We start from the raw sequence: 22,242 nt of genomic DNA on the forward strand, positions 1-22,242 counted from the left end.
TATGCCAGTGAGAAAAATATATTTAGACTATAATGCCACTACTCCAGTATCTAGTAAAGCCAAAGAGGCTGCTTTAATTGCAATGCAGGAGGCCTGGGCAAATCCGGGTTGTGGTCATGAGGCAGGTCAAAAGGCAAAAGAATTGGTTGAAGACGCCAGAGGCAAGCTTGCTTCTTTAATAGGGGCGAAATCTAAAGAGATTGTATTTTTAAGTGGAGGAACTGAGGCAAATAATACAGTAGTCCTTTCCATTTTTCCTAATCTGAGACAAACGAGAGGCCATTTTATAACGTCACAAATTGAACACCCATCAGTTCTAAATCCTGCTATTAGACTCCTTGAAATGGGATTTGACTGTACATTTTTGAGAGTGGATAAAAACGGTGTCGTTGATCCTGATGATGTAAAAAAGGCTATAAGGCCTGATACTTGTCTGATATCTATAATGCTTTCAAATAATGAGCTGGGAACAATTGAGCCTATAGAAGAGATTTCAAGAATTACTCGTGAAAGAGGGATACTTTTTCATACAGATGCATCCCAAGCTATTGGGAAAATACAAGTAGATGTCAATCACCTTGGCGTAGATTATCTTACTATTGCAGGTCACAAGTTTTATGCCCCAAAAGGGATTGGAGCGCTATATGTGAGGGATGGCGCCCCCTTCTTTTCGTTGTTTTACGGCGGCGGCCAGGAGGGTGGCAGGAGGCCAGGGACTGAGCCGGTACCACTCATTGCAGCGCTTGGAGAGGCGGCACATGAGGCAAGGGTGCTTCTTCCAGAAGAAATCCGAAGGATAAGGGCTCTTAGAGATACATTTTTTGATCTTCTAAAAGAGAAGGTCTCTACTGATTTGACCAATAACGTGGATCTCAATAGGTGCCTTCCGAATACTCTGAGTGTGAGATTTAAGGGGGTAAATGGAAAACATCTCCTAGCTGCTTCAAAATTGGTGTTAGCTACAACAGGAGCAGCATGTCATGCGCAAAATGATTCTATTTCTCATGTTTTGTCCTCTATAGGACTTGGAGTAGAGGAGGCAAAGGGCACTATTCGTTTCTCGCTAGGACGCTATACCACAAAAGAAGACGTGGAACTTGCAGCTATGGATATAGCCAGTGCAGTAGTTAAAGTTTTGAGTGTTGAGTTTTGAGTTAAAGGAAGAAAATCATTTAAATTTTTTTTGCGCCCCTTGCGCCGTGCATAATTTGGGATAATCCAAGGAAAGGAGTCTCAGTTAGTCACATGGAATTTATAGACTTAAAGAGGCAGTATGCTGCCTATAAAAACGAAATTAACGTTTCTATACAGGAAATACTTGATAAAAGCCGTTTTATCCTCGGAGAACCAGTAAGTGCACTTGAGGAAAAACTCTCTCGATATGTGGGACAAAAGGGTGCTGTAGGAGTAGCCTCAGGTACAGACGGGCTTCTCTTGAGCCTTATGGCACTTGATGTGAGGGCCGGAGATATAGTGATTACTACCCCTTTTACCTTCATTGCTACTGCTGAGGTCATAAGTTTTCTGGGGGCTAGACCTGTTTTTTCAGACATTGATCCTGAAACATTTAATCTTGATGTTGAAAAGTTGGTCCAGACAATAGAAGAGCTCAAAAGTAAAAATAAAAAGCCCAAGGGAATAATAGCGGTAAGTCTTTATGGACAGTGTCCAGATATGGATGAATTGGTGGGTCTTTCAGAAGAAAATGAACTCTTTTTAATAGAAGATGCATGTCAATCCTTTGGGGCTAAATACAAAGGACATCTGTCCTGTGGCCTTACCCCAATTTCAGTGACTTCATTTTTCCCTGCAAAACCACTGGGATGTTACGGCGATGGGGGAATGGTCTTTGCCAAAAATGACGCTATATTGGAGAGGATTGAGTCTCTGAGGAACCATGGGCAAAAAAAGAGGTATCTTCATGAAGAGATAGGCCTTAATTCCAGACTTGATGCCCTGCAGGCAGCGATTCTTCTGGTGAAGTTTAAGTACTTTGAGGAAGAAATAGAAAATAGAAATAAGGCAGCGTGCATATACAATGAGCTGATAAAAGGTACTGGCCTTCCTATTTCTGTACCAGTGGTAAGACCTGACAGGACCAGTGTTTTTGCCCAATACACCATCCGAATTCCAGGGGGGAAAAGAGATAGGGTAAGAGATGTATTGGCCCAAAAAGGCATTCCTACAGCTATCCATTATCCAATTCCTCTTCACCTTCAACCATGTTTTGCAGGACTTGGTTATAAGGAGGGGGCCTTCCCAGAGGCAGAAAGGGCTTCAAAAGAGGTGTTGAGTCTTCCCATGCATCCTTTTATTACAAAAGAGGAACAGGAACAGATAGTGGAAGCAATTAAAGAAGCTTTAACATGAGCGTAAAAAATAGATTGTTAAAAAATACAGTAAAATGGTAAAATTCACTTTTCACCTAAATCCTGCACGGTAAAAGGGGGCAAAAATGATTTTTAAACATTATATTAGCCAGTTGCTTGACAAAAGCCATAGATTTAACCTTCATTGTTTAGGTGAAAGCAGAACTCGTTTGTTTTTGCCCCCATTTGCCGCCCTTCGGGATTGGCGATTTTGCTCGGGTCTCTTTGTTGCTCCTGGCTCGAAGTACCTAAGTACGTCTTCGCCCCTCGCGCCTCGATATCAAAGGGCAAACTCGCCAATTGCAGGATTTAGGTTTCATATGAAACCGGTTTTTGCCGGTGTGCCTCAGATTGGCATACAGGATTTAGGTAACATGCCCTGTGGGGTGGACTAAATGAAAGGAGCATATAAGCAATGATAGAACGCTACTCACGGCCTGAAATGACAAGGATTTGGAGTCAGGAGAATAAATATAAGACCTGGCTCGAGGTAGAGTGTCTTGCAGCAGAGGCCTGGGCAGAGCTTGGGGTTATACCTAAAGAGGCGGCTAAGGCCATACGGGAAAAGGCATCTTTTGATCCCAAGCGTATTGAGGAAATAGAAGAGACCACCCGTCATGATGTAATTGCATTTTTGACTAATGTTGCAGAGTACGTTGGGAAGGATGCTCGCTATCTCCACTGGGGACTTACATCCTCTGATATGCTGGATACTGCCATGGCAGTAATCATGACTCAGGCAATGGATCTCATTTTGAAGGATGTAGATGAACTCCTAGAAGTTATAAAGAAGCGGGCTTTTGAACACAAGGACACAGTGATGATAGGTAGATCCCACGGCATTCATGCCGAACCTATCACATTTGGTCTGAAACTCGCTGTCTGGTATGATGAAATGCGCAGGAATAAGGAACGCCTCAAGAGTGCCAGAGAACGTATTGCATATGGCAAGATATCCGGGGCTGTTGGTACCTTTGCCAATGTGGATCCCAGGGTAGAGGCCTATGTATGTGAAAAACTCGGGCTTAAGCCAGCTCCTGCCAGTACCCAGGTAATTCAAAGAGACAGGTATGCAGAGGTTTTTTGCGCCCTTGCCATTCTAGCAAGTTCAGTTGAGAAGATTGCTGTAGAGATAAGACATTTACAAAGGACTGAAGTACTTGAGGCAGAGGAATATTTTAGACCTGGCCAGAAGGGTTCTTCTGCAATGCCCCACAAGAGAAATCCGATACTTACAGAGAACCTGACAGGGCTTGCCCGTCTAGTGCGCTCATACAGTCTGCCAGCCCTTGAAAATGTGGCTTTATGGCATGAGAGAGATATAAGTCATTCTTCAGTGGAGCGTGTAATAGGCCCAGATGCATTCATAGCTGCAGACTTTATGCTTGCTAGGTTAAAAGGCGTTTTGGAAAAACTAGTGGTATATCCTGAACGCATGAAAAAGAACCTAGAGCTCTTAAAGGGACTTATTTTCTCCCAACAGGTACTTCTTGTACTTACACAAAAGGGGATTTCTAGGGAAGAGGCATATCACCTGGTGCAGAGAAATGCCATGAAGGTATGGGAAGGTGATGGAGATTTTAAGTCAAAGCTCCTCGAAGACCAAGAACTTATGAATCATCTTTCAAAAGAGGAGATTGAGGAGATCTTTGATCTACGCTATCATCTTAAACATGTAGACACTATCTTTAGCCGAGTTTTTGGATAGTAAGTACTGGTGGGGGGATTTTATTTAATCCCCCCTTTTTCATCATTGCAATCTAGTCTTTGTCCATTGTCAGTTGCCCAGTGCCATTAAGGTCCAGGAGTTCCCAATGTACCTTAAGCCCGGTTTCAGGGTGCACGTAGGTGCCTCCGCTTGGAGGAACAGAAAAGGTTATTGGCAGTGGCCAGTCAACAGCGTTGTTGTCTATTATGATACCAAAAACACCACCAAATGATGCATCAGCACTGCCCATGGCTCGTATGTTAGGCTCAAGCCAACTGCCGTCAAAAGAGATCGTCTGTCCAGAAATACCTAGAGTCCCCTGCCAGGTACCGCTATAAGGAATGTTGATTGGGTAGGGACCAATAGGCGTTGACACGGAAGTTTTTATTGAGCCAGAAAATTGTCCTGATGCCGTTCCGGTAATGGTTCCACTAGAGGAAGATGCCCTCCAACTCCCGGATACACTGCCTGTGGTAGGTATTGTATCAGAAAGACTTATTGGGACCTTTATTTCTTGACCCAAGATGGAAGTGGTTACTGTACCACTTACAGAATATTTTATTTGGGCAGTAAATGTCCCGCTTACAGAACCGCTTACTTCAACATCTGGTGCTCCCAATAGCTCTAGTTTGATCACCCCATCAAATGGGAGACCACCATCTGAGGTTGGGATTCGACCATGGACTGGTGCACTGAATCGAATTCCATCTCCTTGTTCCATTGCAAATACTATTGGCTGGGATAGTATTTCACCTTCCATATCTCCCCAACTACCAGTAAGTTGCCCGCTAGATGGATCATAGGCCACTTTGAAAACCCCACTTATTCCTTCTGCTCCAAAGGTGCCTTTTGCTGAGGCTACTAAATTGCCATTTTTGTCAATATTAGCATTCCAGGAGCCGTTGACGTTTCCGTTTACTGATCTACTAGTTCCGTCTGGCATCTTAACTGTGCCAATGAAAACGCCCCCTATTGTACCTTGTAGACTGGATGCATCTGGTGCAAGCACAACAATTTCCAGTGTCTCCTGACTCTGTTGTCCAGACGAATCGGTTACTGTGACTGTGACATGATAGGTGCCCGGTTTATCAAAAATGTGGGTCGAATGATTGACATCAGTAGTATTGTCTACTTGTCCATTTCCATCCCAGTCCCAGTTCCATGTAAGTTTGTCAGTGCCGCTGGCACGACAGGTCACAGTTACCTCAAGAGGAGCATGTCCGGAATATGTATCTGCGCTACACGGTTCAATGGCTGGGGCATTAGCGCTAGTTGACGCCATAATGGATAAAATGCTAGCCGGTTTCTCAAAAGTTCTAACGAAGAATACTAGAGGACCATGGAGAACCTTGGCATTTTGTGAGATTTTTCGGTCGTTAAGATAGAATGATATGTTTCCCTCTTCATCCCATTCTATCTTATAATTTGCACAGAATAGGTCCTCATGCGGAGACTCTCCTTCTATGTATGAGCATGAATCTCCCACACAGGTCTGGATGGCATTTTGATTTTCCCATCTTGTCTGAAATACAGCCTCTCTAAAAATGCCTCCATTGTAGGGCTTGCCTAAGCCAAACATGTTGTAACCATAACGTGTTACAGGTAGGCAACCATTCCATTCAATGGAAGCAGGTGGTGAAAATAGCCTTTTACTAATTAAAAAATCATAGTCTATTTTTGACCCACCTTGCCCGTTGTTGTTATAGTTACCGTCGTTATCTGTGTCACTTTGGTCGTAACCTTTATAATCTCCTATTTTTATTCCTTTGACTGTAAATTCGGCGCTACCCCTTACCTCCCAATCAGACTCGGACTGTACGTCTAAAAGAAGCTTTGCCTCTACAGTTGAAAAAAACAATAGGCTTACTGATAGTAGCAAAAGAATGGTATATTTTTTCTGTGAGACCATTGTCCATTTTTTAGTTTTTTTCATTTTTTCTGTCTCCTCCTTTAAACCATAAATTCATTTAGACAAGATGCCTTCTAAGCTTAAGGCGGCATATAGAAACGAATTTTCAGCAATTGAGTTGAATGGAGAAAAGATCAACATAGCTTTATTTTTAGTATGCTCTAATGAATGATAATGTCAAAAATATTTTCCTTGGTTTAAAAAAATATATCGACAACAATTGACAAAAAAATTAAAAAAAATATTCAGATTATGATGATCTCGATAGTCGATACAATATTTCGATGAATAGGAATGGTAAGTATATGGTGATATTATTTAAAGTCTAATCTAAAAAAATTTTAATTAACGACTCAAAAAAAAGAGAAGCAGTGATAGCGGGCTATTCACGCTCTCAAATGAAAAGCTCTTGGGTTCAGATGCCCAAATACTAGGACTAGCCTTAGGTGGAATGTCTTGAGGCAGAGGCCTGGGCAGAGCTTGGGGTTATGCCTAAAGAGGTGGCTAAGGCCATACGTTTTTAGTCATATCTTAACAGAAGAGATTGAGGAGATCTTTGATCTAGGCTATCATCTTGAACATATAGACACTATCTTTTAGCAAATTTTTTGCTAAAAATATTGAGACCTGAATCCTAAATGTCATAGATATGTCAAAAATGGTAGGATTTAGGAGATATAATTTGTTATGAAATGTTGGTGTGGAGTTTATTATGATAAAAGAGGATTTGTCTTTTGACGAAAAACGAAAAAGGTTGATGGAGATATTAAAGGAGCGTTCTTATAGAGAGGGTGATTTTACTCTGACTTCTGGTAAGAAGAGTCCCTACTATATTGATTGCAAAACCACTACCCTTTTGCCTGAAGGGGCGTATCTTACTGGAATGCTTTTTTTAGAAATGCTTATGAACAAGGGACAAAAGGTGGAAGCAGTTGGGGGAATGACCCTCGGTGCTGATCCCTTGGTGACTTCAGTTTCCGTCCTTAGTTTTTTAAAAGGTTTTCCCTTGCCTGCCCTTATAATTAGGAAAAAGCCCAAGGGACATGGCACTAGTGCCTGGATCGAGGGGACAGACAATGTGCCTCCAGGTTCCAAAGTAGCGCTCCTAGAGGATGTGGTTACAACAGGTGGGACTCTACTGACTTCTGCAAAAAGGCTCCAGGATGCTGGCTACCTTGTAACTAGAGTGCTTTGTTTGGTCGATAGAGAAGAAGGTGGAAAAGAGGCATTGGAGGCCTCAGGTTTCCATCTTGAATCTATCATTACGAGAAAGGAGTTGAGTGAACTATGAGAGAAAAGGTTCAAGAAGCACTGGATAAAGTGAGACCCATGCTTCAAAGAGATGGTGGAGACGTGGAACTTGTAGATGTGGATGAAGAGATGGGAATTGTGCAGGTGAGACTTACTGGTGCGTGTAAAGGATGCGCCATGAGCCAGATGACTCTTAGGATGGGTATTGAAAGGTTTTTAGTCCAAGAGGTCCCAGGAGTCCGTGGGGTAGAGGCCGTTCCTTAAGGCTCAGTGGTGATACGGAAGGCCCTTTTCAATGGTTAATGCCCTGTAGACCTGCTCTAATAGAATTACCCTTGCCATTTCATGGGTAAAGGTCATTGGAGACAGGGATAGTATAAAATCGCCCTTGTCCTTGGTAGCAGGGCTTAATCCGTATGGGCCTCCCAGCAAAAAGACGATGTGATTTGGAGGTTGAGTGAGCCTTTGGGAAATGAATTTAGAAAAGGCCTCGCTATTGAAACTACGTCCTCTTTCGTCGAGTATTACACAAAAAGAGTCCCTGGGGATTGCATCTACTATAGAGGCCTCCCTAGACCTTCCATCTCTTTTAGTGTCTTTAAGAGTATGGACGTCTATTTTTACAAAGTGTTTTATTTTTTTGAGGTAAATCTCAATTCCATTTTTAATCCATGGTTCTTTAGTCTTTCCTACCCAGAGAAAGGAAATTTTTGCCATGACTTACTCCAAGATTCAAAGTGAGTTGTTTAGAAGCCTACCAAAGATCGATGAACTTTCAAAGAATGCTCCACCTTCCTGCCCTCATCAGGTGGCTGTGCGTGCTGCTAGACTAGTTGTTGAAGAATTGAGAGAGCTAATAAAAACTGCCCCGCAAGAGGCGAAGAAGAAATTAGAGAGGGCAAATGTTGAGGATCTTTATCTCTCTCGAGTGAGGCAGTTACTCACGCCTTCACTCAGACCAGTGATAAACGCCACAGGAGTTGTGATACACACGAATCTTGGACGATCTCTTATTCCAAAGGAGATCCTGGAGGAGATGGCCGAGATAGGCTCCCGGTATTCAAACCTAGAGTTTGATCTTGAGAAGGGTGTTAGGGGCTCGCGATATGTTCATGTAGAAGATATCTTATGTGAAATTACCGGAGCTCCTGCTGCTCTTGTAGTTAACAATAATGCCGCAGCGGTTCTTCTGGTGCTTTCTACCTTTGCCAAAGGTAAGGAAGTAGTGGTCTCGAGGAGCGAATTAGTTGAAATCGGAGGCTCTTTCAGGATACCAGACGTAATGAAGCAAAGTGGTGCCATACTTAGAGAAGTCGGTGCCACAAATAGGACTCATCTTAGGGATTTTGAAGACAATATTTGTGAAGACACAGCCTTACTTTTGAAAGTACACCAATCAAATTTTAAAATATTAGGATTTACAAAGTCTGTTAGCGTTAAAGAACTCAGACTACTAGCTGACAAATACGGATTATTGGTGTTTGAAGACCTTGGAAGTGGTTCTTTTGTCGATTTTTCAAAATATGGAATGGAATACGAACCTACAGTTCAAGAGGCATTGAGGGCAGGCGCTGACATTGTAAGTTTTAGTGGCGATAAGCTACTTGGAGGCCCTCAAGCAGGGATCATTCTGGGTTCTGAAGAAGTTATAGCACAGATTAGGAAAAATCCATTGAATCGTGCCTTAAGAATTGACAAATTTACGCTTGCCGCCCTAGAAGGGATTTTAAGACTATATAGGGATGAGGAAAAAGCACGGGCTATTATCCCCACCCTTCGTATGTTGACAGAGGCGCCAGACATTACAAAAAAGAGGGCCACAAGGCTTTTAAGGAGGCTAAGGAGGACTAAAAACAAAGGACTTCGTTTTACTCTTATTCCTTCCATTGGCAGGGTTGGGGGAGGCGCATTGCCTCTTCAAGAACTTCCCTCATACGGGGTGAGAGTGGAAACCGTAGAAGATCAGGGATTGAGCCCACACGAGCTAGAAGAATCTTTACGCTATTTGGACCCTCCAATTATTGCCAGGATAGATGAAAACGGACTCATCCTCGATGCCAAGACTCTCCTTGATGGAGATATTCCTATTATTGAAAAGGTCTTTAGAAGACTATGATGCTCCAACAATCTGATTTATGGCGGCTTGGCCCTGAAATTTTAAAAGAGCTTTGGCAGTCCTTTTCCTTTAAAGAAGGGGCCTGGTATCAGTTTGAAGATCTCGAGGTAGTAGTCCAGGAATCCTTCCCACGGACGAGTTACAAAAGGGCATATGAGAATCTTTTGGAGGGGCGTCCTGTATGGGACAGAGTAAATAATACTGTATGGGTACCCGTAGGCCAGTTCAATGGCAGCAATCTTGTGGGGGTTTTGACTCTAAAAGGAGTAGAACGGACCGTATCTCCAGAAGAAGACTCTAGGTGGCTACCTGTCTTGAGTCAGCTGGTAGATAATCTTTACATGAACAAAAAACAAAAGAGTATTCAGACAAACCATGGGGAGGTTCCACTCTATCTGAAGCTCTGGCTTTGGGCACTGAGGAGGGGGGAACACGAGAAGATCTTTCCTTTTATTCTTTATGTATCAGGAACAGATGTTCGAAGTATAAAACTTTCTAAAATTTTTAAAGAAATTAACTACTTGGGTGGAAATGATCATGAGGCATGGTGGGCAGTATCTGGCTCTCAAGACAAAGGAGCTCTTTATTTTGAGAAGCTTTCAAAGGCAGGAGCAAAGAGGGCCTTTTTATTCGAGATTGAAGTCTTCTTAAGTGAAGAAAGATCAATAGATGAGGAGTTTTCAAGGCTTAATAAGATATCAAAGCGCTTAGCTTTGAGGATGCTTAGCACATTTGGCATAGATGATCTTCTAAAACGGTCTGGCATAGGAGATGACGTAGAGTTCCTAAATGCTTTGGAAAAATTGTCACGCCTTCGAGGCTATTCTAGGATATATGGGGTCTATGGACCAGGATTTAGAGATGAAGACAAAGATGGTCTGAGGTCGATCTTTAGAGGCGAGTCAGTCTTTTTCTTTCTTAAAGAAGATGGGCCTTCTAGGAACTCATTAAATGATGTTGATGAAGCAAACGTCTTTTTTGAAACATCAAAAGAGACCCTCTTCAAGATCAAAGTAAATATTTTTCAGGCCCTATTTTGGACTGCATTGCATGGAAGTCTATTAAAAGAAGGTTCTTTTTTCCAAACAGATTCTGTGACCTTTCAGCTTGCAGGAGATGAATGTTTTGCTCTGGGAGATTTAAAAGCAGCCCAATATTACTATAAAAAGACTGTGAGACTTAATGAACAAAATGTAGAGGCATGGAACAGCCTTGGGGTGTGTTATGCCCGTTTAGGAAGGAAGAAGATGGCTGAGAGGGCCTTTGAAGAGGCCATAAAGCGTGCTCCTTCCGATTGCATGGGCTACTATAATCTTGGGGAGATCTTTTTGACTCGAGGGGAAATTGAAAAGGCTATTGAGGTGTTGGCAAGAGCCCATGAACTCTGTAGAGATGAAGAGGCAATCTCCACCAGATATCTTGAGGCCTTGATTGAAAATTATGATGATAGCGAGGCATCGAGGTTACTGAGTGAAATTAAAGCTAATTTAAACAATACAAAGATACCTTTTAGAATAGAGAGGGCCCTTGCCCGGGCAGAATTTCTTTTAGGGGACTTAAAGGCCGCATCAGTTAGGGCGAGAAGGGTTCTGTCTTCAAGATCAACAGATCCCGAGGCATTATTTATTGTGGCGTTTGCCCTTTTCGCCCTTGAGGGCGAAAAAGATGCAGCTTATAAGTTGTTACGTCCTATTAAATTGTCAAATTTTTCCTCGAATAGAATGCGAAGTAAGTACATTGATTTTTTACGAATAGACGTCCTACCCTCCCAGAAGGGAGGGGATTTAAAGTAGCTATGCCGTTAGCTGATGCGGCATTACCTCAAGACATCTTGCTGGTTCCTGTTTTCGTGAAAATACCCCTCTCATTCTGTACAGGGCCGATAAAAATTTACCTTGAAAATACCCGTTGGGATAATTCGTCTAATATAACAGGTAGAAGGCAGAAGGTAGAAGGAAGAAGTAATCCCTGCCTGTACAAAAGCCAGAGGCTAAAGGGCGAAGACGCTATAAAAAGTTCAAGGTCCAAACTTCTCTTCCTTCAACTCAAAACTCAACACTTTTATACGGGGGTGACGAATTCGTTCGTCATGAAAGTTTGGGATGTAAAAGACAGAATAGGTATATTTTTAAATTAGGATGGGGGCTTAGTTGTGAATTCATTCAGCAAAATAGGAGCGCCTGTAATGAATCCCTGTATATAGTCAACGCCAGTTTCTTCTAATAACCTTAGACAGAGTTCGTCTTCTACAAATTTAGCAACGGTCTTTTTTCCAAGGACATGGGCGACGTCGTTGATGGCCTTTACGACTGCGCGGTCAAGGCTATCAAAGCCTATATCTCTTACAATAGGTCCGTCTATCTTTACCAGGTCTATGGGTAATTCCTTTAAGTATGAAAAGGATGAAAATCTTGCACCAAAATCGTCTAGTGCTGTCAGGCATCCGAGTTTTTTAAGACCATGAAGAAAACGTTTTATGGCCGCCAAATCGGAAAATACCGTTGTCTCTGTGATTTCAAAAACAAGTGTCTCTGGACTAATTAAAAAACCTTGGATTGTTTCTTCGATAACCTTTAGTAGGCCTTCATCATTAATAGCCTGTGCAGACAGATTGATTGAAAGGCGATTTATCTTTTTTTTCGCCTCAGAGTCCACTAGTAGTTTTATAGCATTTTTTATGACCCAGATGTCTATGTCTTTCATGAGTCCAAAACGTTCTGCTGCCGGAATAAAACCACCTGGCATAATGATATGCCCTCGTTCGTCTTTCATACGCAAAAGAACTTCATGGGCATAGATCTCTTTAGACTTTACGTGGACTATTGGTTGAATGGCCAAGAGAAAGGCCTCTTTTTTGAGGGCAGTTTTAATCCTGTTGGACCAATTTATGTCAATTTTGACATGGTCCATTTGATCTTTACTTTCGAGATTAAAGATTTTGACTGTATTTCTGCCTGCCTGCTTAGCTAGGTGACATGCAAAATCTGCTCTACTGAGAACATCTTCAGAATTTTTGCAGTCAGGAGTAATCAATGCGATCCCGATGGAACAACCGATATTTATTTGTTTTCCATTGTATGAGAATACGTAGTCCATGATCCTTTGATGAAAGGACCTTGCAGCAGACTTGGCTCCCTCTTCATCACAATCATATAGTAGTATGGTAAATTCATCCCCTCCAAACCTTGAAGCCAAGCCACTGGAAAAACGGGCAAGCATATCTCCTTTTCTGGTTCTTTCCCTTAAAAGGTCTGCCACCTCTTTTAAGAGCTTGTCTCCAGCGCTGTGGCCAAAGGTATCATTCACAAATTTGAATCTATCTAGATCGATGTACAGTACTGCACCAGAGGGCCTCTGAGACCTTTTAGTCCGTTCGACCAATCTCTCGAGTTCATCGATGAAGTGTTTTCTATTGTAAAGTCCTGTCAGTGGATCCCTTTGAGCCATATAGGTGAGCTTTTCAATAAAGGCCTTTTTCTCTGTAATGTCACTGACGAGAGCAGTCAGACAAGGAACACCATCGAGATTGGTCAGACGTATTTTTGCCTCTATAGGGAATTCGCGTCCTTGGCTGTCTATGCCAATTGCTTCCTTTTCTCTATCATGATGATTCTTGAGAAAATCAAAATAGTCGATGGAATTGGTTTTTTCTAACTGATATTCTACTTCAGGAAAGCGAATATATTTAGTTAGTTGAGTGCCTAACATGTCCTTTTCTTTGCACTTAAACAGTTCTTCTGCCGCTCTGTTGACACTCAAAATTTCTCCATTGCTACCAAAGGTAACAATGCCTTCGGCAACAGAGTTTAGTATGGTTTCAAGCCTCTCTTTTATGGATTTTATCTCTAGATTGTCCGCCTCAAGTATCGCTACCTTTTTAACCTGTTTGATTGTGCTGAGGCTCAAATTGGTTATGAGAAACACGAAAATGCCACCACATCCGAATACCGTGGCAACTAGGAGATGGGTTGCAGTAGCCGTGGCGTCTAAAAAGGAGATTATGAAGGCAAAATAGCCTGAAATAAAAAACAAAATTAGGCAAAAAAGGATTGTCCATCTGTTTTTTCCAGTTTGGATTTCTTTACATATTTTTTTTGTGTTGATTGCTCCCAGGACGAGGAAGATGAGTCCAAGGAGGGTCGATATAAAAATGAGTAGAGTCAGAATAAAATTCTCCTATTTTTTTCTACTTTTCTCTTTGTAAAAAAGATATCGGAAATTTTCTTAAAACACTTTAATCTCCTAATTCCATGTTACAGTCACTTGACAACTTAAATTTTGGCTATTAGATGAATACGAAATTCAGTATTTGGGGGAGCATAAATGAAAGAGGTAAGACTACATGGAAGAGGAGGTCAGGGCGGAGTGACCTCTGCAGAGCTTGTAGCCATTGCTGCCATTGAAGAGGGAAAGTACGCACAGGCCTTCCCCAGTTTCGGGCCAGAAAGAAGGGGGGCTCCTGTAGCTGCCTTCATCAGGGTAAGCGATGAGCCTATTAGAACAAGGGAAAAGGTTTATCATCCAGATATCGTCCTTGTTCTAGATGCCGCTCTTCCCTCAATAGTAAATGTCCAAGCAGGGATGAAGGAAGACGGTATTACGATCTTGAATTCTCATATGAGTGAAAAGGAAATTCGCGAGAAATTTGGCCTTAAGGGAAGGCTTGCTGTTGTAGATGCAAACAAGATTGCAATGGAAGTATTGGGGCTTCCGATTACCAACACTACTATGCTTGGGGCACTTTTAAAGGCTACAGGTATAGTTAGTGTTGAGCCTCTTGAGGCAGCTTTAGAGAAGCGTTTTGGTAGGCTCGCAGAAAAAAATAAGGTTGCCATGAAAAGGGCAATAGAAGAAACAGTTGTAATAGATTAACCGGATTTGAGAAGGAGAAGAATCATGGCTGTGCAAGACGCCATAATAGGCTGGAAGACTATAACACACGGGTGCCATGTGTTAGAGCCTGGCAGCACCAAGAATTTTCGTACTGGGGACTGGAGGTCCATGCGGCCAGTCACGGACAAGGAGAAGTGTATCAAGTGTGGATTGTGCTATATATTCTGTCCGGACATGTGTTACTGCCAGACAGAGGAGGGGTACTTTGAGGCTGACATGGATTACTGCAAGGGATGTGGCATCTGCGCCAATGAGTGCCCTAAAGATGCCATAACCATGGTCCCTGAAGAGGAGGAATAAGATGGCTAAACGTGTTGGTGTAGAAGTATCCATTGCAGTGGCAGAGGCGGTCAAGCTCGCCCAGGCAGAGGTGATAGCTGCATATCCAATTACTCCTCAGACTCACATTGTGGAGCATCTTTCAGAGTTGGTTGCAGATGGAGAACTAGACGCAGAATTCATACCAGTGGAGTCTGAGCATGCTGCACTCAGTACATGCTGTGGTTCAGTAGCAGCAGGGGCGAGGACCTACACTGCCACAAGTTCACAGGGACTCATGCTAATGAGTGAGGTGCTCTATGTGGCATCAGGCATGAGGCTTCCTATAGTTATGACAGTTGCTAACAGGGCACTTTCTGCTCCTATTAGTATTTGGAATGACCATCAAGATATTATGATCCAAAGGGATAGCGGTTGGATCCAGACCTTTGCTGAAAATGGCCAGGAAGCCGTGGATCTTACTATTCACGCATTCAGGGTGGCAGAAGATCGAAAGGTCTCTCTCCCTATAATCGTAAATATTGACGGGTTTACTTTGAGTCACGTGATTGAGCCTATTGAGATCCCAGATCAGGAAGATGTGGATAGATATTTACCACCATTTAAACCTAAATATAAGCTCGATCCTAGAAAACCAATTTCTATGGGCCCTGTAGGAATACCAGAAGTCTATACAGAGGCTAGAATGGCCCATGACCAGGCAATTAGAAATGCAAAGAGATGGATTGTAAAGGCCTGGGATGAGTTTGAGGAAGTATTTGGCAGACGTTATAACCCCGTTGAAGAATACAGGACCGAAGACGCTGAAATCCTTCTTGTTACCATGGGAAGTATTTCTGAAACTGCTATGACGGCAGTGGATAAGATGCGTGAAGAGGGTAAGAAGGTTGGTCTCTTGAGGATCAGATTGTGGAGACCATTCCCAGGGCCTGAATTCAGGAAGGCGGCCAAGGGTGCCAAGGTCCTGGCTGTTATTGATAGGACACTTGCCCCAGGGGCAGCCAGTGGGCCTGTCTGTGAGGAATTGAAGGCGGTGTTCTATAAAGTCCCAGGAGCCCCCAAGATCTTTAACTTCATAGCTGGTCTTGGTGGCAGGGATGTAACGGTTGAACGTTTTGAAGAGATAGTGGATAAGGCTGCTTTCTATGCAAAGAAGCGGCCCAAAGAACTCTATGAAGTGATTGGAGTGCGTGAAAAATGATACCTGAATTCGAAAAATTCAAAGGTTTTTCAGCAAAGAGATTGCCTAAAGAAGAAGGAATTGCCCCAGGGCACAGAGGGTGTCAGGGGTGTGGAGAGGTTCTGGCCTTAAGGATGGTCATGAAGGCCCTTGGAAAAGACATCATTGTATGCAGTGCCACAGGTTGTATGGAGATTATCACCTCTCCTTATCCTCAGAGCGCATGGAATGTACCATGGATCCACATTGCATTTGAAAATGCTGCCGCAGTTGCCTCTGGTGTGGAATCAGCCCTTAAGGTTTTGAAGCGCAAAGGTAAACTCTCAAAGAAACATATAGATGTAGTTGCAATTGGTGGTGACGGGGCTACAGGTGATATCGGACTTCAGTGGATTTCCGGTGCCTTTGAAAGGGGGCACGATATGGTCTATGTATGCCTTGACAATGAGGCCTACATGAACACTGGAGTGCAGCGCTCTGGGTGTACACCCTATGGTGCAATGACCACTACAAGCCCTCCAGGCAAACAGAGTATTGGGCAGGTCACCTGGAAGAAGAATATACCGCAAATCATGGTAGCCCATAATATACCCTATGTGGCCACAGCAAGCCCGGCTTACTATCTTGATCTAATGAACAAGATCAAGAAGGCAGCAATGGTAAAAGGTCCTGCATATGTGCATATTTACGCCCCATGTCCAACTGGTTGGGGTTCTAAAGGAGAGAAATCTGTTGAATATGCACGTCTTGCTGTAGAGACCAAGGTATTTCCACTTTACGAGGTGATCGAAGGAAAATATATTGTGAGCAGAAAGATCACCAAGCCAAAGCCAGTCTCTGAATACTTGAAGGGACAAAGGCGTTTTCGCCACTTGACAGAAGAGAATATTGAATATATTCAAAAGAGGGTGGATGAGGAATACGAGAAGATCCTTAGACTTGCAGAACTGCCATAAATAAGAATATGAAATTTTCATCCACATAATGGATGCATTACTTTCAAGGCCTCCCCAAAAGGGAGGCTTTTTTTTGGTAAGAAGTAGGTAGAGTACAGAAAAACGGGTGCTCTGTAACCGTTTAGTAATGATTTTTTTTTAGGGTGTATTTTAGCGGGGTGCAAACATGAAGCATCTTCTTGGAATAAGGCAGCTTGAAAGAGAAGAAATAGAGGCAATTCTCAGGCAGGCAGAGGCCTTTAAAGAGGTACTCGAACGGCCAATAAAAAAGGTGCCAACCCTCAGAGGAAAGACAGTAGTTAACCTATTTTTTGAACCAAGCACCAGGACGAAACTATCCTTTGAAATGGCTGCAAAGAGGTTGAGTGCAGATACTGTATCTATTTCTAAGTCCATGAGCAGTATTGAAAAAGGGGAAGATCTAATAGATACAGTAAAAAATATCAAGGCAATGAAGACCGATTGTTTTGTGATAAGGCATCCTGCTACTGGTGCAGCACATATGATAGCTCGGTATACAGGTTGCCCGGTAATCAACGCAGGTGATGGCATCAATGAACATCCTACTCAGGCCCTTCTCGACTGTTTTACCATAAAAGAACACTTTGGAGGCTTTAAAGGGCTAAGGATTGCCATTCTTGGGGATATTTTTCACAGCAGGGTTGCCCATTCAGACATCATGGCCCTCAAAAAACTTGGAGCTGAATGTGTTGTTGCAGGACCTGGCACCATGTTGCCCCCGCATATTGAGGTACTGGGAGCAAAAGTTGAATATAGTGTAAAAAAGGCTGTTAAAGGTGCTGATTGCATAATCTGCCTCAGGATTCAGAGGGAGCGCCAGGGGGGAATTCCACTTTTTCCATCTGTCCGAGAATACGCCAACTTCTTTGGCCTTTATCCAGAAGTCCTAGAATTTGCAAAAGAGCAAGCTGTGATCATGCATCCAGGACCAATCAATAGAGGAGTTGAACTTGATCCTCAGCTCGCTGATAGTTCGAGATCTCTCATATTAGACCAGGTGACAGCAGGGGTAGCAGTTAGAATGGCAGTACTTATGATGCTACTGTCGGCAAGAGAAACACTATAGAAGTTTTGAGTGTTGAGTTTTGAATTGAGGGAATAAAAGCAATTTTATAAGTTTTGAGTTTTGACTACGCAATGGAGAACCAAGAAAGATGCTTACAGTCTTTTTGACCAATTGTAGGATAATTGATCCGTATAACCATAAAGATGAAATTGGTTCGATATACATCAAGGATGGAAAGATTGAGGGCGTTGGTCCTGATGTGCCTGAGCCTGAACAATGTCCCAAGCTCGATCTAAAGGGCAAATGGGTTTCCCCAGGACTTATTGATATCCATTGCCATCTTAGAGAGCCTGGAGAGGAATACAAGGAGACCATTGATACAGGCACAATGAGTGCAGTGGCAGGTGGATTTACCACTATATGCCCTATGCCCAATACAAAGCCTCCAAATGATTGCGCAGCTATAACGCGTTTTATTTTGGATAGGGCAAGAGCAGTTGACAGGGCCAGAGTTCTTCCCATAGCAGCCATAACAAAGGGACAGAAAGGAGAGGAAATCACAGAGTTCGGAGACCTTATTTCCAATGGAGCAGTGGCTTTTTCAGATGATGGTGTCCCAGTTAAGAGGGCCAACGTAATGCGCCTAGCCCTTGAGTATTCTCTCAACTTCGATTGTGTCATCATATCGCATTCAGAGGAACTAGAACTTGCTGGCAACGGGGTTATCAATGAAGGGAAGATGTCAATCCTCCTGGGGTTGAGAGGAATACCAAATGCAGCTGAGGATATTTTCGTCTATAGAGATATCCGTCTTGCAGAGACCACCAATGGCAGGCTCCACATAGCTCATGTTAGCACAAAAGAGGCTGTAAAGATCATAAGGGAGGCCAAGGAACGCGGGGTAAAGGTGACATGCGAGACAGCACCCCATTATTTTTCTCTCACTGAAGATGCAGTGGATGGCTACAATACCCTTGCCAAGATGAATCCACCTTTACGGACTGAAGAGGATCGACTTGCTATAATTGAGGGACTCAAAGATGGAACAATAGATTGTATAGCTACAGACCATGCTCCCCATAGCATCCTTGAGAAAGAGTGTGAATTTGAGAGGGCAGCAAATGGCATAATAGGTCTTGAGACTGCGCTGCCTCTGGGGATTGAACTGGTTAGGAATGGCCAACTTTCCCCTCTTAAACTCATTAGTCTATTTACCAAAGGCCCATCAATGGTACTAAACCTCGATTTTAAGGGGTTCAAGGTAGGAGAAATTGCAGACCTAGTAATAATAGATCCAGAAAGGGAGTTTACAGTCACTCCCGAAAGCCTCTATTCAAGGAGTCATAATACTCCATTTCTGGGAAGGCAGCTCAAGGGAAGAGCTATTGCCACAGTTTATCACGGAAAGTGTTCTTTTGACTTGGATGGTATGCTGTCATCATGCGAGAGAAGATCTTAATCGTAGATGATGACAAGAGCCTGAGGGAATTTCTAGAGATATTCCTTGCTAGTGAGGGCTTTAAAACAGAGGCCTGCCATGACGGGATGACTGCCCTCTCTATACTCGAAAAAGGTGGAATAGACGTTGTTTTATCAGACATTAAGATGCCTGGTATGGATGGGGTCAGCCTCTTAAAGGAGATCAAGGCCAAGTGGCCTAAGATCCCTGTAATACTCATCACTGCCTTTGCATCTCTAGATTCGGCAATAGAGGCCATGAAAGAAGGGGCATGGGATTATGTTACTAAACCCTTCCAAATAGACGAACTAAAGGAGATCATTGAAAGGGCCATAGCATCAAAAGAATCGGACACAACATATTCCGAAGAAAGTGAACCTCAGATAGACGAACATCCATATAGGCTTGGGCGAATGATAGCAAAGAGCCCTGCCATGAAGAAGATCTTTGATCTTATTCCTAAGATTGCCTCAAGTCCTTCTAGTGTCTTGATTACAGGAGAGAGTGGTACTGGAAAGGAGTTGGTTGCCAGAGCAATCCATAATTTTGGTGCTAGGAAAGACAAACCATTTGTAGTGGTAAATTGTGGGGGAATACCAGAGACGCTCTTAGAAAGTGAACTGTTTGGTTATGTAAAGGGGGCCTTCACCGGAGCCAATAGTGACAAAGAAGGGCTTTTCCTCAGGGGCCACAGGGGAACTGTATTCCTCGATGAAGTGGGGGAATTACCCCCTACTCTACAGGTAAAGCTCTTGAGGGTACTCCAGGAAAAGAGCTTTTCTCCCCTTGGAAGCACTATTGAAAAAAAAGTCGATGTTAGGATTGTGGCGGCAACAAACAGGGATTTAGAAAAAGAGGTCATAGAGGGTAGGTTTAGGGAAGACCTCTATTACAGATTAAATGTGATTCACATACACATTCCACCTTTGAGAGAGAGACCAGAAGATATACCGATTCTAGTCCAGTATTTTTTGGAAAAATACAGCAGGGAGCAAGGAAAGCCTGTTCAGGGGATCTCAAGATATGCGATGGAGGCCCTAAAGAATTATCCTTTCCCTGGAAATGTCAGGGAATTGGAAAATATAGTGGAGAGGAGTGTGGCACTCTCTCCTACAAATCTCATCCTTCCAGAGAGCCTCAACCTTGCCAGATTTAAAGAGGGAAAAAAGGAAGACACAATACCAGAGGACCCAGAGGAAATTTTGGGCCTGATTTCAATTCCTGAAGGAGGAGTGGATCTGGAAAGGCTCATGGACTGTCTTGAAAGGCATCTTCTTAAGCAGGCCCTTGATAAGGCCGGAGGTTCGAAACAAAAGGCCTCCAAACTCCTTGGTATTAACCTACGTTCTCTTCGATACAGACTCGGGAAACATGGCCTCTTATAATATCTCCCCTCGCCTATTCCATGCCCTTACAGGTGGAAGACTTTTAATACTTTTGATACTCCTTATTGGAACCCTATTTTTTGAAGGATTCGGTCATGAATTACCAACAGGATCTATTTACAAGTTTTCTCTGCTACTTGCATTTGCCTTTTCAGTAACTGCGATTGTTACCATCTGGTATAAAAAAAAGAGGCTTTCATTACCATTTGTATATGCATATATCTTTACTGATCTGCTGATTGTTGCAGGTGTGGTATATCTTACAGGTGGGACACAAAGTCCTTTGACATTTCTTTTCATGCTGGTCATCTTATCGTCCTGTTTTTTTGAATACCATCTAGGACCAAACATTTCAGCTATTGCTGCTACCATAATTTTCATATTGCTTGGGGCCATTGATGCAAAGCGTTTGATGGCCCCAGATGTACTAGCCTTTACATTTTTTACCAATATGGCAGCATTTTGGCTGGCGGCCCTCCTCGGGTCTATCTTGGCAAAGAGGCTTTTGGCTTCGAGAGAAGAGGTAGACAGACTCAAGGCCATACAAGATACAGTGCTGGATTCTCTCTCTTCTGGTCTCATTTTAATCGATGCTGATGGGACAATAATTTTTGTAAATAAGGCTGCTTTAAATATATTGAATGGTGTAATCAAAGTTCAGGTTGGAATGAAGTTGAGATCTAATTGGCATGAGTTGTGGAGACTCAAGGAAGATGCAGAAAAGGATGGATATTTGACCAGGTATGAGTTGACCCTTTCAACTCAACATGGGGAAAAAAAGATTATTGGTATGTCAATCTTTCCTCTATTAAGGCACAACTCCATGGAAGGGGATGAAGGGCAGTACCTAGATACCCTGGGCTATGGATTCATATTTCAGGATATAACTCAATTAAAGGAGCAAGAGCAACGTCTTCAGAGAATGGACAGGCTTGCAGCCCTGGGCCAGATGGCAGCAGGTCTGGCCCACGAGTTGAGAAATCCCTTAGCCTCCATGTCTGGAGCGGCCCAATTCCTTGCAAAAAAGGGGCATATGGATGAAAATTCAAAGAGATTATTGGAAATTATTCAAAGAGAGGCGGAAAGGCTCGATTCCATCGCTGAATCATTTCTTTTATATGCACGTCCTGAAAGGGTTTCCAACGAGGCGGATTCAGACATTGTGGTGGTAATAGAAGAGGTGTTGTCTCTACTTGAGCGAAAGAAGGGACTTCCTGAGGTCATTGTTGAAACAGAATTCAAGGTAAAACAAAGGGTTGCTGTCCCCCAAGGGGCTTTAAAACAGGTTGTTCTAAATCTTCTAATGAACGCCTATGAGGCAATGGGGGAAGATGGAGGCAGGATAAGGATCAGCGCAAGGCACCGCCAGGACAGAGACGATGTTGAACTCATTATAGAAGATTCGGGTTCAGGCATAGAAGAAAAGGATCTTCAAAGGATTTTTGATCCCTTTTATTCCACAAAGCCCAAGGGTACTGGGTTGGGGCTTGCCATTGTGCATAGCTTAGTCACATCCTGGGGCGGGGAAATAGATGTATGGTCTCAAAAGGGCGAGGGCACAAGATTCACCATAACTCTCCCAATGAGCGCCTCACTCGTGGTCCTGTAACTTTCTCTGTGTAACTTGACATAAAGAAAGTCTTCTAACATTATTAGAATAAATAGGTTTGAAAGCAAAATCCTATAGTTTATTTGATCTGTATTAGATTT

Annotated in this window: 19 protein-coding genes; 16 read left to right on the top strand and 3 right to left on the bottom strand. The window is 43.0% G+C overall.

The features are described 5' to 3' along the window. The first annotated feature begins 1 nt into the window (after position 1). The 3 genes from DBT_RS00730 (at position 2) to purB (ending at position 4,077) form a co-directional block, all read left to right on the top strand. A complete protein-coding gene (locus DBT_RS00730) occupies positions 2–1,153 on the top strand; it encodes a cysteine desulfurase family protein (protein ID WP_067615455.1) in 1,152 nt (383 codons plus the stop codon). Positions 1,154–1,245: 92 nt separating this feature from the next. Beyond that, the gene (locus tag DBT_RS00735; protein ID WP_067615457.1) at positions 1,246–2,370 is read left to right on the top strand and encodes a DegT/DnrJ/EryC1/StrS family aminotransferase; all 1,125 of its coding nucleotides are present in this window, start codon (positions 1,246–1,248) and stop codon (positions 2,368–2,370) included. A 414-nt stretch (positions 2,371–2,784) separates the two neighbouring features. Then, positions 2,785–4,077, top strand: coding sequence for an adenylosuccinate lyase (purB, locus tag DBT_RS00745; RefSeq protein ID WP_067615461.1), 1,293 nt, complete (start codon positions 2,785–2,787; stop codon positions 4,075–4,077). 52 nt (positions 4,078–4,129) lie between these two features. On the opposite strand, the gene DBT_RS00750 is transcribed toward purB, so the two are convergent. Further along, complete coding sequence (locus tag DBT_RS00750; protein WP_067615463.1) at positions 4,130–6,010, bottom strand: PKD domain-containing protein; 1,881 nt, start codon at positions 6,008–6,010, stop codon at positions 4,130–4,132. Positions 6,011–6,698: 688 nt separating this feature from the next. Here DBT_RS00750 and pyrE point away from each other — a divergent pair. Continuing rightward, complete coding sequence (gene pyrE / locus DBT_RS00755) at positions 6,699–7,277, top strand: orotate phosphoribosyltransferase (protein ID WP_067615464.1); 579 nt, start codon at positions 6,699–6,701, stop codon at positions 7,275–7,277. Beyond that, entirely contained in the window at positions 7,274–7,501 is a 228-nt protein-coding gene (locus tag DBT_RS00760; protein WP_067615466.1) for a NifU family protein, read from the top strand. Before pyrE ends, DBT_RS00760 begins: the two co-directional genes overlap by 4 nt. 3 nt (positions 7,502–7,504) lie before the next feature. Here DBT_RS00760 and DBT_RS00765 read toward each other — a convergent pair whose 3' ends face one another. Beyond that, positions 7,505–7,954 carry a 23S rRNA (pseudouridine(1915)-N(3))-methyltransferase RlmH gene (locus DBT_RS00765; protein ID WP_067615467.1) on the bottom strand — a complete coding sequence of 150 codons (450 nt, stop codon included), beginning with the start codon at positions 7,952–7,954 and terminating at the stop codon, positions 7,505–7,507. On the opposite strand from DBT_RS00765, the gene selA reads away from it, so the two are divergent. From selA to DBT_RS00780, 3 genes are read left to right on the top strand one after another with little or no spacing between them, the layout of a single operon-like run. Continuing rightward, a complete protein-coding gene (gene selA / locus DBT_RS00770; RefSeq protein ID WP_067615469.1) occupies positions 7,953–9,353 on the top strand; it encodes an L-seryl-tRNA(Sec) selenium transferase in 1,401 nt (466 codons plus the stop codon). The two genes, DBT_RS00765 and selA, sit on opposite strands and share 2 nt — an antisense overlap. Then, the gene (locus DBT_RS00775; RefSeq protein WP_067615471.1) at positions 9,350–11,146 is read left to right on the top strand and encodes a tetratricopeptide repeat protein; all 1,797 of its coding nucleotides are present in this window, start codon (positions 9,350–9,352) and stop codon (positions 11,144–11,146) included. Before selA ends, DBT_RS00775 begins: the two co-directional genes overlap by 4 nt. Positions 11,147–11,148: 2 nt before the next feature. Continuing rightward, complete coding sequence (locus DBT_RS00780; RefSeq protein ID WP_067615473.1) at positions 11,149–11,490, top strand: hypothetical protein; 342 nt, start codon at positions 11,149–11,151, stop codon at positions 11,488–11,490. On the opposite strand, the gene DBT_RS00785 is transcribed toward DBT_RS00780, so the two are convergent. Then, positions 11,487–13,385: a putative bifunctional diguanylate cyclase/phosphodiesterase gene (locus tag DBT_RS00785; RefSeq protein ID WP_067615474.1), complete on the bottom strand. Its 1,899-nt coding sequence runs from the start codon at positions 13,383–13,385 to the stop codon at positions 11,487–11,489. The two genes, DBT_RS00780 and DBT_RS00785, sit on opposite strands and share 4 nt — an antisense overlap. Before the next feature lie 291 nt (positions 13,386–13,676). Between DBT_RS00785 and DBT_RS00790 the strand changes: the two genes are divergently transcribed. From DBT_RS00790 to DBT_RS00825, 8 genes are all read left to right on the top strand, one after another. After that, complete coding sequence (locus DBT_RS00790; RefSeq protein WP_067615476.1) at positions 13,677–14,225, top strand: 2-oxoacid:acceptor oxidoreductase family protein; 549 nt, start codon at positions 13,677–13,679, stop codon at positions 14,223–14,225. Positions 14,226–14,249: 24 nt separating this feature from the next. Continuing rightward, the gene (porD, locus tag DBT_RS00795; protein WP_067615478.1) at positions 14,250–14,546 is read left to right on the top strand and encodes a pyruvate synthase subunit PorD; all 297 of its coding nucleotides are present in this window, start codon (positions 14,250–14,252) and stop codon (positions 14,544–14,546) included. Between the two features lies 1 nt (position 14,547). Beyond that, positions 14,548–15,726: a transketolase C-terminal domain-containing protein gene (locus DBT_RS00800; protein WP_067615480.1), complete on the top strand. Its 1,179-nt coding sequence runs from the start codon at positions 14,548–14,550 to the stop codon at positions 15,724–15,726. Further along, on the top strand, positions 15,723–16,661 hold the full coding sequence (gene porB, locus DBT_RS00805; protein WP_067615482.1) for a pyruvate synthase subunit PorB: 939 nt from the start codon (positions 15,723–15,725) through the stop codon (positions 16,659–16,661). The genes DBT_RS00800 and porB overlap by 4 nt, the downstream gene beginning before the upstream one ends. Before the next feature lie 166 nt (positions 16,662–16,827). Continuing rightward, positions 16,828–17,748, top strand: coding sequence for an aspartate carbamoyltransferase catalytic subunit (locus DBT_RS00810; protein WP_067615484.1), 921 nt, complete (start codon positions 16,828–16,830; stop codon positions 17,746–17,748). A gap of 88 nt (positions 17,749–17,836) precedes the next feature. Further along, entirely contained in the window at positions 17,837–19,147 is a 1,311-nt protein-coding gene (locus DBT_RS00815; RefSeq protein WP_067615486.1) for a dihydroorotase, read from the top strand. Continuing rightward, positions 19,129–20,532: a sigma-54-dependent transcriptional regulator gene (locus tag DBT_RS00820; protein ID WP_067615488.1), complete on the top strand. Its 1,404-nt coding sequence runs from the start codon at positions 19,129–19,131 to the stop codon at positions 20,530–20,532. Before DBT_RS00815 ends, DBT_RS00820 begins: the two co-directional genes overlap by 19 nt. Then, complete coding sequence (locus tag DBT_RS00825) at positions 20,519–22,141, top strand: two-component system sensor histidine kinase NtrB (protein WP_067615490.1); 1,623 nt, start codon at positions 20,519–20,521, stop codon at positions 22,139–22,141. Before DBT_RS00820 ends, DBT_RS00825 begins: the two co-directional genes overlap by 14 nt. Positions 22,142–22,242 lie beyond the last annotated feature (101 nt).

Origin of the sequence: Dissulfuribacter thermophilus, assembly GCF_001687335.1 — a bacterium.
Lineage (GTDB): Bacteria > Desulfobacterota > Dissulfuribacteria > Dissulfuribacterales > Dissulfuribacteraceae > Dissulfuribacter > Dissulfuribacter thermophilus.